We start from the raw sequence: 13,541 nt of genomic DNA on the forward strand, positions 1-13,541 counted from the left end.
TAAGGAATGAACTTAATGCTATTTTAAAACCGTGGCCACCAACACCGCCACTGCAGAGATCGTTGCCACTACTAAAGGCATTAACCTGTTGTTGTTACTCACCTCCACCGATTTGGCCTTATCAGGCTCTACATAAATCACATCGTTTTGTTTCAGGTAGAAATAGGGAGAGCTCAGTACATCCTGACGGTTCAGGTTGATGCGTTCCATGATGCGTCTTCCATCTTCTTCCCTGATCAGCAGGACATTTTCTCTTTTGCCATAAGCGGTCATATCACCGGCCAGTCCCAAAGCTTCCAGCAGATTGATCTTTTCATTGCTCACGGTAAAGGTGGAGGGATGGTTGACCTCTCCGATCACCGTTACCCTGAAATTCAGGAATTTGATATTAACGATTGCGTTCTTGACATATTTGTTGAGTTGGGATTCAATCAGGTTCTGAGCCTGACTGATCGTTAGTCCCTCCACTGAAACCTTTCCCAGTACAGGAAACTTAATCGTTCCGGTTTCGTTTACCCGATAACCTTCCCGTTCATAGACTCCGTTTACGCTCTGATTCACAGGTTGTGAAGCGAACAAAACATTGGACTCCGGACTCGTGCTATTTACGGTAACGGACAGGATATCGTTCTGAAGAATAGTTGGTTCTCCGTTATTCAAGATCTTCGAATAAGGTCCTGTTTTAGAATCCAGATCACTGAAATAGACTAAATTTCTTTGTCTCGAACAGCTACTTAATGTTATTACCATTAAGTAACACACTACAAGTTTTAGATTCATAAAATACAATTTAAATTAAACAGTAATAAATGTTTGATTAAATATTACAATATGAATTTACTAACTAATTGCAGGGTATAAATGCGCTTGAACCCAATTGTGAAGTCGCTTGTGGAATTTTCTCATTCCGTTTCACATATGTGAGAATTTTTTTATACAACATGGTACCACTTTTGAGGTCCGGATCAGAAACAATGATGAACAAGTTCTTTCTATCTGTCTTCCTTTTATTGCTAACGTTTAACTGTATTGCTCAAAAAGACGCCGGGATAAAAACGCTGTTGTCTAAAAGCGGAGCAATGCCCCCTTCCCGTTCCGGTAAAGAAAATTAATGAGGCCCTTAAAGTAAAGCCAATTGTCATAAATGATGAAACGTTTGGCGATGATTATACCTGGAATCTACTTAGCGGGCTTTCATTTTCCGGTCTTATGGGAGAAGATAGGACCTGTTCCACTGTTTTTCTGAAAGCAGATAAAGGAAAGGTATTGAGCGGATTACCTTACGACCTGATCTTGAATGGCAGCAGTTTAAAAGAGAAACAAGCAGTTTCATCTTAACGGTAAAAAATGGGCAATACTATATCCACCTCGCCTTTGATGCAAAGCTACAATTGGAACAGATGACCATTTCTACGGTTAATCTTGACGCTGCCGGTTAGTACTGTTTCCCATCATTAACACCGGTTAGTACATTTGGAGACTAACCGGGTTTACCGGGCATATACTTTAGTTTCTCTTTGAGCACCTCATACTCCTTTTCCAGATTCCGAAAAGCTTTATTGTCAATAGAAGCACTTATTCTCAATTCCATAATCCTGAAATATTCTGCTGAAACCTGATCAAACCGGTTTTTTAACACCACATACTTTTCCTTTTCTTTCTGTACTTCAAGGCTGTACGTTTCTCCATTGAGATTTCCAAGGTATACACTATTGGAAATTTGTTTCCCATCTGCCGATTTGAAGCAGATGTAGACTTCTAATTGCTGCTCCAACCTGTCTTTATCCAAAAGAATAAAATGGGTTCCTACATCCCTGCGACAAGCATTCAGATGGTCACGGGACTCACCATCCACCGGATGGTGAACCATAATCATCACCATATCATTTGCCTGCCCGCCTGTGGTATCCCAGCTGATTTTCAGACCGGTATCAGTCTTTACCATTTTCAGGTTTTCAGCAATTTTAAGCTTGCCATAACTCAGCACTACTTTGCTGTAATCCACGCTGATGTCAGGATACTCGCCCTTTAAGGCCTGTTTTTTATTATAGGAAGTAGCCAGGTTGTGCTGATTTTTAATGGTTCCTCTTGCTTCGATTTCAAAACTGGAATTGATAAAAGAGGTCATGTTACTTAAAAGTTTCATGGTGACCGCCATCGCCTGATAATTGGCCAGCTGATTTTTACTGTGTTTGGTCCGCTTGGGCCCCAGGCTGCGCGTAACCACTCGTCCCTTTAAGACATAGGAAACCAATTTTCCTACTTTTCCGATTAGTGGACCATGAGGTCCGTAAGGAGATAATGCCATAATGATTAGATTAATTGTTTTAACCTAATTTACCATAAATCCCATGTCATTACAATAGGTGAACAGAGATTATTTGAAATGTGATTTTAATGTGATCGTTATGTGTTAACGTCCTTTTAAGGTTCCAGAAGACTTGTAATAACTGAATAAACGGATTTGGAGGGGTATCGGCCTGATAAAAGCCCTAGCGACTCCTGATAGGTCCCCGATGAATGCTCATAAGCAGGTTAACACATAACGACCACATCGTTTCTACTCGTTGGAAACATTTAACAGACATTACGAAAGAACATAAAAAAAGCCTGCGCTTCATCTCCAGGATAGCGCAGGCTTCGAAAAATATAAAATCAGTCTTTTTAAGCTTGTTGTTTTTTCTTTCTTTTCACCAGCAGGTAACAGACGTATAAGAGCAGGATCCATCCCGGGATCAATTCAACGGAAACCTTCATTCCTGTGATCCACATGATCACTAAAATTCCGATCAGGAAAATCAGACAGATATAGTTCGACAATGGATAGATAAAAGAAGGGAATTTTGTTTTGATCTGTTCTTCTTTTTTACTTTTTCTGAATTTCAAATGGGTAATACTGATCATTAACCAATTGATCATTAAGGAAGAAACCACCAATGACATCAGGATTCCCAATGCTTTTTCCGGAATCAGTTTATTCACCACAATACAAATGGCGGCAAAAATACTGGACACCAGAATGGCTTTTATAGGAACATGGTTCTTATTCAGTTTCTTTAGGAAAGCCGGTGCATTTCCCTGTTCTGCCAAACCAAAAAGCATCCTGCTATTGCTGTATACACAGCTGTTATACACCGATAATGCAGCTGTTAAAACGATCAGGTTAAGCACATTGGCAATGATACTGGTAAAATAAATCGTCTTTCCGAAAAGGTCAAACTGAAAACCTTTTAAACTCTCAAAAACCATTACAAAAGGGCTGCTGTCTGTCGTGATACTTTTCCATGGCGATAAGGAGAACAGGATCACCAATGCACCTACATAAAAAATCAGGATGCGATAGATGACCTGATTCGTTGCTTTAGGGATTGTTTTCTCCGGATTTTCCGCTTCCGCAGCAGTGATCCCAATAAGTTCCAGTCCGCCGAAAGAAAACATGATCAGCGTAATGGCTGCAAATAAGCCTTCAAATCCACCTTTTCCATCAGCACTAAACCATCCTTTCGCAAAAAAACCGCCATCATTCCAAAGGTTTTGAATGCTTGCTTTTTCCCCTCCGGTTCCACTTACCAGCAGGTAAATACCAAAAAGGATCATGGCAATAATCGCCACGACTTTAACAATGGAGAACCAGAATTCGACCTCTCCATAGACCTTAACCGAGGTCAGGTTTAAGGCATTAATGGTCAGAAAGAAGAAAAGACTGGAAGACCATAAAGGAATTTCAGGCCACCAGAAATGCACATATATTCCGATCGCGGTTAATTCCGACATGCTCACGAGGATATACAACACCCAGTAATTCCAGCCAGATGCAAAGCCGGCAAATGAACCCCAATACTTATATGCAAAATGACTGAAGCTTCCTGATACCGGTTCTTCCACTACCATTTCGCCCAACTGGCGCATGATGAAGAAGGCAATGATCCCCGCTAAAGTATATCCTAAAATAACAGAAGGCCCGGCAAGCACTGCTGCTGGCCCGATGCCTAAAAATAAGCCCGTTCCTATGGCACCGCCAAGGGCAATTAACTGAATATGTCTGTTTTGCAATCCCCTTACCAGTTTTTGCTCCTCAGGTTTTTGCAGTTCAGATTTTTCGTCTACTTGTTTCAATGTATGTGGTATTGATTAATAATGACAAATGAGTATTTCAGCAAAAGTGTAAACTTATATTCATTTCAGCGATTAAAAGCTCAATTAATTTAAGCTGTTTCCTCAAATACCAGGGGGAAAGTGCTATTCTACTTACTGAAGGACCTATTTTACCTATGAACAGATCTATTACATCTATATATCAATACATATAGATACATAGATATATTTAAATAAATAAAATGCCCTGATATGGAAAATTGAATTTTTATGCATCTCAATTTTAAATCATAAAATTATGGAAGAGCGTATTAATGGTGCCAGTCTGAGTTTCAAATGTGAAGAAAAATGGGAGGCAATGAAAGCCGAAGGTGATGGCCGCTTTTGCGGAGTTTGCCAAAAGAAGGTCTACGATTTAACGGATAAAAAAGCAGCTTATTTTCTTCAGATCATGCAGGAAAACAACAACAATGTTTGCGGCAGATTTACGGTTGACCAGCTTGTTCCTGCAGCACAAAGCCAAAGATCCGTTTGGAAAAGATGGGCGGTAGCCGCGATGGTTTTTATTGGCTTTGGAGCTACCGGACAGAAGGCAAATGCACAAGAGGAACTCATGGGTAAAGTAGTAAAGAAAGAGACCAAGCCAGACCTGGGCAAAATGGTTGTTTTGGGATTCGTGGCACCCAGGGTGGTGGAAGATGCAGAATTAAATTCCTTGCATGAATACCTGGTTATGAATTGCAAAGTCCCTGAATCCACAAATGGCAGATTAATTGCGTCGTTTAGTGTTAAAAAGGATGGCAGTTTTAGTCAGATCAGGCTTACTGAACAATTGCCTAAGCCTGTTCGCGAAGAAGTATTGAGGGCTATAAAAGCATCACCGAAATGGCAACAGCAAGGTCATGTCTCCGCTCAGACCTTACACCTTACCTTCAAACACGGGAAGATCGTGCCTTATGGCAATAAAAAGTCTTCTTCTTAAAGACCAGGATTTGGCGGAAAGATTAAAAAAGCCATTTCCTTTTGCGTTGAAAACAGCTTTTTTTTAGATGGATCAAGATCTTAGCAATGGTTCCTGATCCAATTTAAAATGAGGTCTTTTGCCTGTTCAATATATTCAAATTTCTTCCCAAACATGTTGAGTCCTTTTATTCCCCAGGCATGATCTCCCTGAGGAAACACATGTAATTCAGCAGGAATATGATGTTGTTTCAGCGCTTCATAATAGCGTATACTGTTGAGCGGAGAAACAATGGTATCATCATCACTGACTAAGATTAACGCAGGCGGAGTATCTGGACGAACCTGTGTTTCGCAAGAGTAGCGTTCTATGGCTGACAGTTTTTCGCCCAATAGATTTTGACAGGTGTCTTTTTGAGTGTGCAGGCCCATTGAAATCACAGGGTAAAATAAGATGGAGAAGTCAGGACGTGTACTGATTTCTTCTTTTAACTCTTCTGATTCTTTTGATTCTTTTGAGAACAGAGTAGCCGACAACGCGGCAAGGTGCCCTCCCGCGGAAAAACCAGCTACACCAATCTTGTTTTCATTTAGTTTCAATTTTTTGGCGTTTTTCCGGATATACCGGATGGATTCCTGAACATCATCCAGGGGAATTTCTTTGTTTCCATTTGGCATTCTGTATTTCAATACGATCCCTGTAATGCCGATCGTGTTTAGCCATTCTGCAAAATCGTAGCCTTGCGTAGTAATGGCTAATCCCGCATAAGCGCCTCCAGGGCAGATGATCACCGCAGCTCCTGTATTTATCGCATCGTCTGGACTATAAATGATCAGCTCTGCTTCTGTAACATTGGTCAGTTCCAGGATCGCTTCCGGATTTAGAATTTCATTGCCGGATAATCCACTATTGGTAGGTGGATTTCCATTCCACAGGCTTAGTCTTTTTACGTTTTTCATTGGAATATAATTGTTTTTTATCGGTTATGAAGCGATCATGATCTTTATTCATTTCGTTATGTGATCTGTAAGATCATGATGGTTTCATCAGTATATAATTGTTTGCTATCGGTTTCATTTATTGATTTAAGGCTTTCCGGACCGCTGGTACTATTTTAGTCCCATATATTTCAATTGATTTCATCAAATGACGGTGGTCAGGTGCACCTACATCCAGATGCGCTGAAAAGCGGGTGATTCCATAGAGTTCCTGTGCATACAGGATTTTGTCGATGGCCTGTTCTGCATCCCCAACAAATAAGGCCCCTGCTTTGGACCTGCCAAAGTCGTACTGTTCCCGTTGAAAAGGGAACCAGCCCCTGGTTCTTCCGATCCTGTCCATTTGTCCGGCATATAATGGGTAGTAGTATTCGCTGACTGCTTTCGCCTCCTGGCCAAATAAAGCATGCGAGAACATCCCCACCTGGAACGTTGACATATCATATCCAAACTCCTGATAAGTTTCTTTGTACAAGTCGTACAGTGGCTTAAAGCGTTGTAAAGGTGTCCCTGCGACGATGGCAAAGACCAGAGGCAAACCCAAACTTCCGGCACGCACTACAGATTCCGGCGTTCCACCGGCAGCAATCCATACGGTAAGTTTATTATTTACCGCCCTGGGGAGTACCTGTTGGTCTTTTAAAGCGGCACGAAAGCGACCTTGCCAATTGATGGTTTCTTCTTTATTGATTGCTAATAATAAATTCAGCTTTTCTTCAAACAGCGCGCTGTAATCCTGCAAATCGTAACCAAACAGCGGAAAGGATTCGGTGAAGCTTCCCCTACCCGCCATCAATTCGGCTCTGCCACCGGAAAGCAAATCTACCATAGCGAAGTTCTGGTAAAGTTTAACAGGATCTGATGAACTTAATACCGTTACGGAACTGCTTAATTTGATTCTTTTCGTGATGACTGCAGCGGCAGCCAGGATAATTTCCGGGCTTGGCACGGCGTATTCGGGACGATGGTGCTCTCCTATTCCTAAAAGATCGATGCCGACTTCGTCGGCAAGCTTAATCTCTTCCATGAGTTCTTTCAGGCGCTGCTGTGCCGATTGTATTTTTCCGGTTGCCGGATCGACGTGTAAATCGCCGAACATACTGATTCCTAATTCCATATATATGTGTTATTGTTATTCTAGAACAATCGTTCTGTTATTGGTCAAAAAAATTATCTTTTTACCTTTTCTTTCCAGATATCGAGGTAATCGTACGTGCTGTAAGCTTCTGTATCAAAAGCTCCCCAGGCCCCTTTTTCTATAGAAAGGTTGACTTCTCTAAGTTGGGAAGGTGGGAAATTCAGTGTAACCAGGTGTCCCAGACCAATCAGGACTTTCCAGCTGAGTACTTCTACGTTTTCTGGTGGAAAGATCTCCCAGAAATTGTTATTGTTCATGATTTCAGCGATCGAATCCAGGTTTCGATGCTGTTGGTGTTTCAAAAGGTAAGTAAGGGTCATTTTATCCGTTTCCATAGGTGCTATTATTAATAGAACAATCGTTCCATTATTGGTTAAAAAAAATCTGTTCTTTTAGAATGTTATTTTAAGCTATCCAAGGTGCTTTTTGCCATTTGTTCTACCATTGTCCTGTCGTTGTATAAGGCTTGCATTTGCCATAAGCCGGCAAAGCTTCCCACGATAAATTGTGCCGATTGCCTGGCATTTTTATCTATTGACATTTCCCCGGCTTGCTGTGCTTTTCCGATCAAATCTTCGAAAATGGAGATCAGGGCATTGCTGAGTTGTTTTAGTATTTCCTTGACATCATTGTCGAGCGGAGCCATTTCAAAAGATGATTTGACAATCATACAGACCTTTTCTTCTTCAAAAGATCGTTCAATTGCCTTTTTAATGATCAGTTCAATGGATTTGAATGGTGATTTTTCTCCTATTGCAGCCTTTTTATATTCGCTGTAGGTCTCCCTGGCATAATTTTGTAAGCTTTCTATGAAAAGCTGGTGCTTGTCGCCATAAGTGTCGTACATACTGCCCCTATTCACTTTCATCTGGCTCACAAGGTCCTGCATAGAAGTGGCGTGGTACCCCTTTTCCCAAAATAAGTCGCGGGCCTTTTCCAGTTTTTCTGTAGGATCAAATTCTTTATTACGTGCCATAATGGAAGCAAAAGTAGTTATTTAGAACGAGTGTTCCAATTAGTTTTATTTTGTTTGCGGGAATTGAGCCTGATTTTACATTTTATAAACAGAAATAATGGAGGGATAGGATTTTGGGACATTTGACCCTAGAATATGAGTGGAAACCTCCCGACCTTGGCACTAAGATATCGGATGATATTCTTTAACTGAAGGAGGTTCGGATAACAACTTTTTAGATAAAATATAGGCCAGATTTAGTCCTATTATTTGGTGAATTGTTTTTCCGGGTAACTCAGTTTTTAACAACTGTAACTCACTCAGTTCTGAAATGGTAAAAGATGAATTTTTAAAGCCCCGGATAAATGGTGATGTCTGTTTTAATATATACGATTATTGTATTGTTCATCGCGTTATGGATATATGCAGCAGTACCAAAATTACGCAACATAAAGTATTTTAAGGAGGTTTTGAAAAGTCAGGCTATTCCTAAATGGACAGTGCCATGGTTGAGTTGGATGTTGCCGGTTGGGGAGTTAGGAACGGTGGTATTATTGATTGTTCCGGAGACGAGATTGATTGGGATGTATATCTCTTTGTTCATGATGGTAGTTTTTACGGTGTATGTGAGCGGGATTATTTTTAGGGTTTATGATATATATCCGTGTCCATGTGGAGGGGTTTTTAGCAGAATAGGGTGGAAAAAACATTTCAGGGTTAATTTATTGCTGACGTTGATTGCAGTGGTTGGGGTAGTGTTGATGGAGATGAGGTATTGAGTGTTTATTTGAGTAAAAAGGAAAGCCGAAAACCTTTAATAGAGTAGGAAGAAAAATAGAGTTTAAGCTTTTTAAGATTATAAAAGCAATAAAAATTATGGCTACATCATGGTTTGTGTACGACGATACGGGGGGTGTCTGTGATCCCCTAAACTATACAATTATTTCGGGAAATCCAATTTGCCCTGCGCCTAAACGACGTCTTTGCGCAATTTTTGCAGAAATTCAAATGATTGGTGGGGTACAAAAGCCATATATACCGCCAGCATTATGTTCTGAAATTCATCTGGCCATATCAACGCTTATTGAATCCTCAAATGTACGATTAAAGCCTTAGATCATTCAATATATCCAATTTGAACAGTTAGCCAACTATGGCTATTACTTAAACAATTGCAAAACAAGTAGAGATAGCGCAAGCAAAAGGAAAAGCCGAAAACCTTGAACAGAGTAGGCAACAAATAAAGTTTAAGCTTTTTGAATTTATAAAAGCATAATGATTATGGCGACATCATGGTTTAAATATATAGGGGGGCCGGTATGCAGTCCAATGAGTTATACTCAAATAACATTTCCGACTTGTCCAAGCCCAAAGATACATCTTTGCGCAATCTTTGCAGAAGTTCAAATTATCAACGGAGTAACTAGACCAATTATAACTTCAGCACTTTGTACCGAGATAAATATTGCTCTGTTGACTTTAACAGAATCAGCAAACGTACGACTTTGCCCTTAAAAATAAGATAGAAGATAATCGATCACCCTAAAAGGTAAATTAAAGAAATTTGTTTAAACAAAGGTTTAAAGTATTGCAAGACTTAAAACCTGGGCCAAGCAGAAAACCCAAAATAGAGTATGCAAAGGGAGCGCTGAAAACCTTTAATAGAGTAGGTAAAAAATAAAGTTTAAGCTTTTTAAGTATATAAAAGCATTACTATTATGGCAACATCATGGTTTTCATATGATGATTCGGGTTCAATTACTGACCCAATGAATTACAACGTAGTGAGTGGAACCCCAATTTGTCCAACACCAAAATTGAATATTTGCGCAATTTTTGCAGAGATTCAATTTATTAATGGAGTTCAGAGACCCGTAATTACTTCAGCTTTACAGGCAGAGATCAACCTCGCTTTCTTGACAAAGGTTGAGTCCACGAACGTGCGCTTAAAACCATAAGTGTAATTTCTTAAGCGAAAAATCAGGGACAGGTCTAATTATATGTTAAAATTAGTTAGATCTGTTCTTTTTCCATTAAAGAATAATATTTCTACCTATAAATATTTAATCAACATAAATTACAAACACAAACCGTAAAATTAAAAATATTACCACAAATAACTAAATAGCAAGACTTAGATCGTACGAAAAATATTAAAAAATCTACAAAGGGAGTACTGAAAACCTCTAATAGAGTAGGCGATAAGTAAAGTTTAAGCTTTTTGATTTATAAAAGCACTGAAATTATGGCGGCAGCATGGTTTAAATATGATTGTTCGGGTTCAATTACCGACCCAATGAACTACAATTTAGTAAGTGGGACACCAATATGTCCAACACCAAAAGTGCATCTTTGTGCAATTTTTGCAGATATCCAATTTATTGGGGCGGTTCAAAGACCTGTAATAACTGCAGCTTTACAGGCAGAGATCAACCTCGCTTTCTCGACAAAAATGGAGTCGGCGAACGTGCGCTTAAAACCCCAATAATTTTCAAATGAAAACATCAGGACAGGCTGGTCAGGTATTAAATAAGTACAGCTGTCCTTTTCATGATTTCAATTTGATTTTTCTATTTTGTTTCCGGGTCCATCACCACCTCAATCAAGTTACCCTGGTTAAAAATATCTTTAGTAAATGACCGTATCATTTCAGGTGTAATGGATGATATGATTTTGTCATAACCTGTTATCCAGTCTACACCATAGAATAATATTGCTCCTTGATATCCATTCCAGTATTTCGCATCTTTTTTAGAAATACTTTCCCTATAGTCCTTTAGCAAATTCTGCTTTACCTTCTCTACTTTTTCTTGGTCAGGCCCCTTATCCATGATCATTTTAAGCTCCCTGTAAACAATATCAATCAGCTTTTTCTTTTTTATTGGGTTTGGATCAGTATCAAAATTTACCTGAAAAAGAAATCTTTCTGTTGGATGTTTCATCAACTCACCACTCACACCAACACCATAACTGCCCCCTTCCTGCTCCCGTATAGTCTCAGTAAATATCATTTTCAGAATCTCCGAACTAATGGACATTAATACACTATTCTCTGCGGTATAAGGGATTTCACCAGTATATCCAATCGTAATGGACGATTGCGGCGTTTCCATTTTTTTATTGAAGTGTCTTTTTACAATCCCTTGGGGTGGATAGATCCTATGATCTAATATTTTTCCTAGTTTGTTTGTTGAAGGCAATCCCCCCAACCAGATTTCAGCAAGAACTTTGACGCTGTCTTCGTTTAAATTCCCACTCATAATGAAGGTAAACCCATTGGCATTTCCAAAATGTTCTTCGTGCAGCCTATTGATCCTCTCATAGTCTACTTTATCCAAAACCTTTGGATTATTAAGAGACAATGCTCGAGGGTGATGATTGCTCATGATAGAGACCAATGTATCTGCATAAACCGTTTGTGGGTTTACGGAGCGTGATTGATTTCTCTCTTGTTGCTTATGTTTCCAGTTGCCAAAAGCTTCCTGCTCATTTTTAAATTTTGTCATCTTTAAATAGATATTCTGAAAAAGGATTTTTGGATGTAAGATTGTGCCATTACCAGTTATTGATTCAAAATTTTTATCAAGCTTACTCTGGACCTGGGCCCGGCCATTGATCCCTTCAAAAGTACTTAATGATGCAATGTTAGTATAAGCCATCGCAGATGGAAGATCATCCATCACGACCGTAGAATAGCCTCCCGCTTTAAATCCATAAATATAAACCGAGGGCTCGTCATAACCGGTTTTCTTAAACCAAACCTCTATGCCATTAGAAAGCGACCATTTAGTAAAACCAAAAGGAGCTATATTTTTTTCTGTTTTAATCACCTTACCGCGAGCAGGAATTTTTAAAGTGGTTAAATCATTAGACTTTTCGTCCTTTATCCAAGGCTTCAACCTCGTCTGCTTAACTTCTTCCCAGATTTTTATAATATCGGATTTACTGGGCAGCAGAAGACCTTCTTTGACGGGATACAAAATTTCAAAAGCCATGTTCCTATCCTGAATATATTTTTTTGCGTAAAAGTTCAGGGTATCAACGCTAAGTTCATTAAGAATACTCCTGGTCATAAGATATCTCCATTCAGGTGTTGGAGAAATGTCTCCATTTAGAAATTGTCCCACATATTCCCTAGAGTATTCAAAAGTGTTTCTATTTTTCCGGTCATAGTATTGCGATTCGTTGTGAGTTAAATTGAAATCTTTAATCGAATATTCGAATTCATTTTTACTGAAGCCGAACCTGCGCATTCGTTCGCATTCCTGCAAACCAGTTCTTAGGGCAGTTTTGAGGTCATTATTTGGAGCGTCTATGTTTAAATTCCACGCTGGTCTTGAAGATACTGAATAGTTTCCCATGATGGCACTTAGAGAATTAGTAGCCTTATTTTCCCTTGCCATTTCAGCAAAACGTTCATTCAGCATATTGCTGACAATCCTGTTGATAAGCATGATTTTAAAATATTGTTGGCTTTCCTTTTTACTGGCTTCAACAGTATCCAGTTTCCAATAGACAACGGCTGACGTATTCCTGATTTCTGGATCAGAAGTAATTGCTATGATTGGCTGTTTATTATCTGGAATCGTAAAATATTTGCGTGAAGTAGGATTTGATGGCTTGGGGATATCAGAAAAAACGTGTTTAAGTTTGGCTTCTACCTCGTCCACATCGAAATCTCCAACAACAACTATGCCTTGCAAGTCCGGTCTGTACCATTTCTTATAATAGTTTTTAAGCTCTTGCGGTTTGAAATTATTGACTACCTCCATCAACCCAATAGGCAGTCTATTGGCGTACGGTGTGCCCTCAAAGAGTTTTGGTAATATTTGATTTTCCTGTACACGTAAATAGCTGGAAGATCTCGTCCGCCATTCTTCCCGTATAACACCCCTTTCTTCATCAATATCCTTATCATTGTTGAGGATAAAGCCCGACCAGTCATGCAGGATAATTAACGCGGTATCTAGGATCCCAGGTCTATTTAAAGGAATATTAGTTAGCTTATAAACCGTTTCATCATAGCCCGTGTAAGCATTTATATTGGCGCCAAACTTAATTCCTTTCTTTTCAAGCTCCGTAATTAACATATTTCCAGGAAAGTGTTTAGTTCCGTTAAATGCCATATGTTCCAGAAAATGTGCCAGTCCGCGCTGATTTTCTTCTTCAAGTACTGAACCCACCTTTTGAGCAATATAAAAATCTGCCTGGTTCTTTGGAATAGTATTGTGACGGATGTAATAGGTCAGGCCATTACTTAGTTTTCCGATTCTTACTGCGGTATCCCTTGGAATGACTTGGCCCAAAGTATTGAAAATGCCTAGACTAGTAGATAACGCCATAATTGTCAGGAATATTTTTATCTTATTTTTCATTAAAATTTCTTTAAACAAT

General features: G+C 39.3%; 11 protein-coding genes. 3 read left to right on the forward strand and 8 right to left on the reverse strand.

Features of this window, described 5'->3' with window-relative positions; all coding sequences use genetic code 11:
- Positions 1 to 18: 18 nt before the first annotated feature.
- Positions 19 to 660, reverse strand: coding sequence for a polysaccharide biosynthesis/export family protein (locus BLQ87_RS09275; RefSeq protein WP_245723825.1), 642 nt, complete (start codon positions 658 to 660; stop codon positions 19 to 21).
- A 549-nt stretch (positions 661 to 1,209) separates the two neighbouring features.
- Here BLQ87_RS09275 and BLQ87_RS34170 point away from each other — a divergent pair.
- A complete protein-coding gene (locus BLQ87_RS34170) occupies positions 1,210 to 1,338 on the forward strand; it encodes a hypothetical protein (RefSeq protein ID WP_262502375.1) in 129 nt (42 codons plus the stop codon).
- 142 nt (positions 1,339 to 1,480) lie between these two features.
- Here BLQ87_RS34170 and BLQ87_RS09280 read toward each other — a convergent pair whose 3' ends face one another.
- Together BLQ87_RS09280 and BLQ87_RS09285 are read right to left on the reverse strand one after the other, a co-directional pair.
- Positions 1,481 to 2,308 carry a DUF6266 family protein gene (locus BLQ87_RS09280; RefSeq protein WP_074605882.1) on the reverse strand — a complete coding sequence of 276 codons (828 nt, stop codon included), beginning with the start codon at positions 2,306 to 2,308 and terminating at the stop codon, positions 1,481 to 1,483.
- A gap of 356 nt (positions 2,309 to 2,664) precedes the next feature.
- Positions 2,665 to 4,116 carry an amino acid permease gene (locus BLQ87_RS09285; protein WP_216857752.1) on the reverse strand — a complete coding sequence of 484 codons (1,452 nt, stop codon included), beginning with the start codon at positions 4,114 to 4,116 and terminating at the stop codon, positions 2,665 to 2,667.
- A gap of 277 nt (positions 4,117 to 4,393) precedes the next feature.
- Here BLQ87_RS09285 and BLQ87_RS09290 point away from each other — a divergent pair, with 277 nt between their 5' ends.
- Positions 4,394 to 5,077: a hypothetical protein gene (locus BLQ87_RS09290; protein ID WP_074605883.1), complete on the forward strand. Its 684-nt coding sequence runs from the start codon at positions 4,394 to 4,396 to the stop codon at positions 5,075 to 5,077.
- An 80-nt stretch (positions 5,078 to 5,157) separates the two neighbouring features.
- Here the strand turns inward: BLQ87_RS09290 and BLQ87_RS09295 are convergent, their stop codons facing one another.
- From BLQ87_RS09295 to BLQ87_RS09310, 4 genes are all read right to left on the reverse strand, one after another.
- Positions 5,158 to 6,015, reverse strand: coding sequence for an alpha/beta hydrolase (locus tag BLQ87_RS09295; protein ID WP_074605884.1), 858 nt, complete (start codon positions 6,013 to 6,015; stop codon positions 5,158 to 5,160).
- A 118-nt stretch (positions 6,016 to 6,133) separates the two neighbouring features.
- Entirely contained in the window at positions 6,134 to 7,171 is a 1,038-nt protein-coding gene (locus BLQ87_RS09300; RefSeq protein WP_074605885.1) for an LLM class flavin-dependent oxidoreductase, read from the reverse strand.
- A 53-nt stretch (positions 7,172 to 7,224) separates the two neighbouring features.
- Positions 7,225 to 7,527: a hypothetical protein gene (locus BLQ87_RS09305; protein ID WP_074605886.1), complete on the reverse strand. Its 303-nt coding sequence runs from the start codon at positions 7,525 to 7,527 to the stop codon at positions 7,225 to 7,227.
- A gap of 65 nt (positions 7,528 to 7,592) precedes the next feature.
- Positions 7,593 to 8,168, reverse strand: a complete 576-nt coding sequence (locus tag BLQ87_RS09310; protein WP_074605887.1) for a TetR/AcrR family transcriptional regulator — start codon at positions 8,166 to 8,168, stop codon at positions 7,593 to 7,595.
- A gap of 350 nt (positions 8,169 to 8,518) precedes the next feature.
- On the opposite strand from BLQ87_RS09310, the gene BLQ87_RS09315 reads away from it, so the two are divergent.
- Positions 8,519 to 8,926, forward strand: a complete 408-nt coding sequence (locus tag BLQ87_RS09315) for a MauE/DoxX family redox-associated membrane protein (protein ID WP_172664769.1) — start codon at positions 8,519 to 8,521, stop codon at positions 8,924 to 8,926.
- Between the two features lie 1,791 nt (positions 8,927 to 10,717).
- On the opposite strand, the gene BLQ87_RS09330 is transcribed toward BLQ87_RS09315, so the two are convergent.
- Positions 10,718 to 13,522 (reverse strand): M16 family metallopeptidase, encoded by a 2,805-nt coding sequence (locus BLQ87_RS09330; RefSeq protein ID WP_074605891.1) that lies wholly within the window; start codon positions 13,520 to 13,522, stop codon positions 10,718 to 10,720.
- Between the last annotated feature and the right edge of the window lie 19 nt (positions 13,523 to 13,541).

The sequence above is a fragment of the Pedobacter steynii genome (assembly GCF_900103665.1).
Lineage (GTDB): Bacteria > Bacteroidota > Bacteroidia > Sphingobacteriales > Sphingobacteriaceae > Pedobacter > Pedobacter steynii.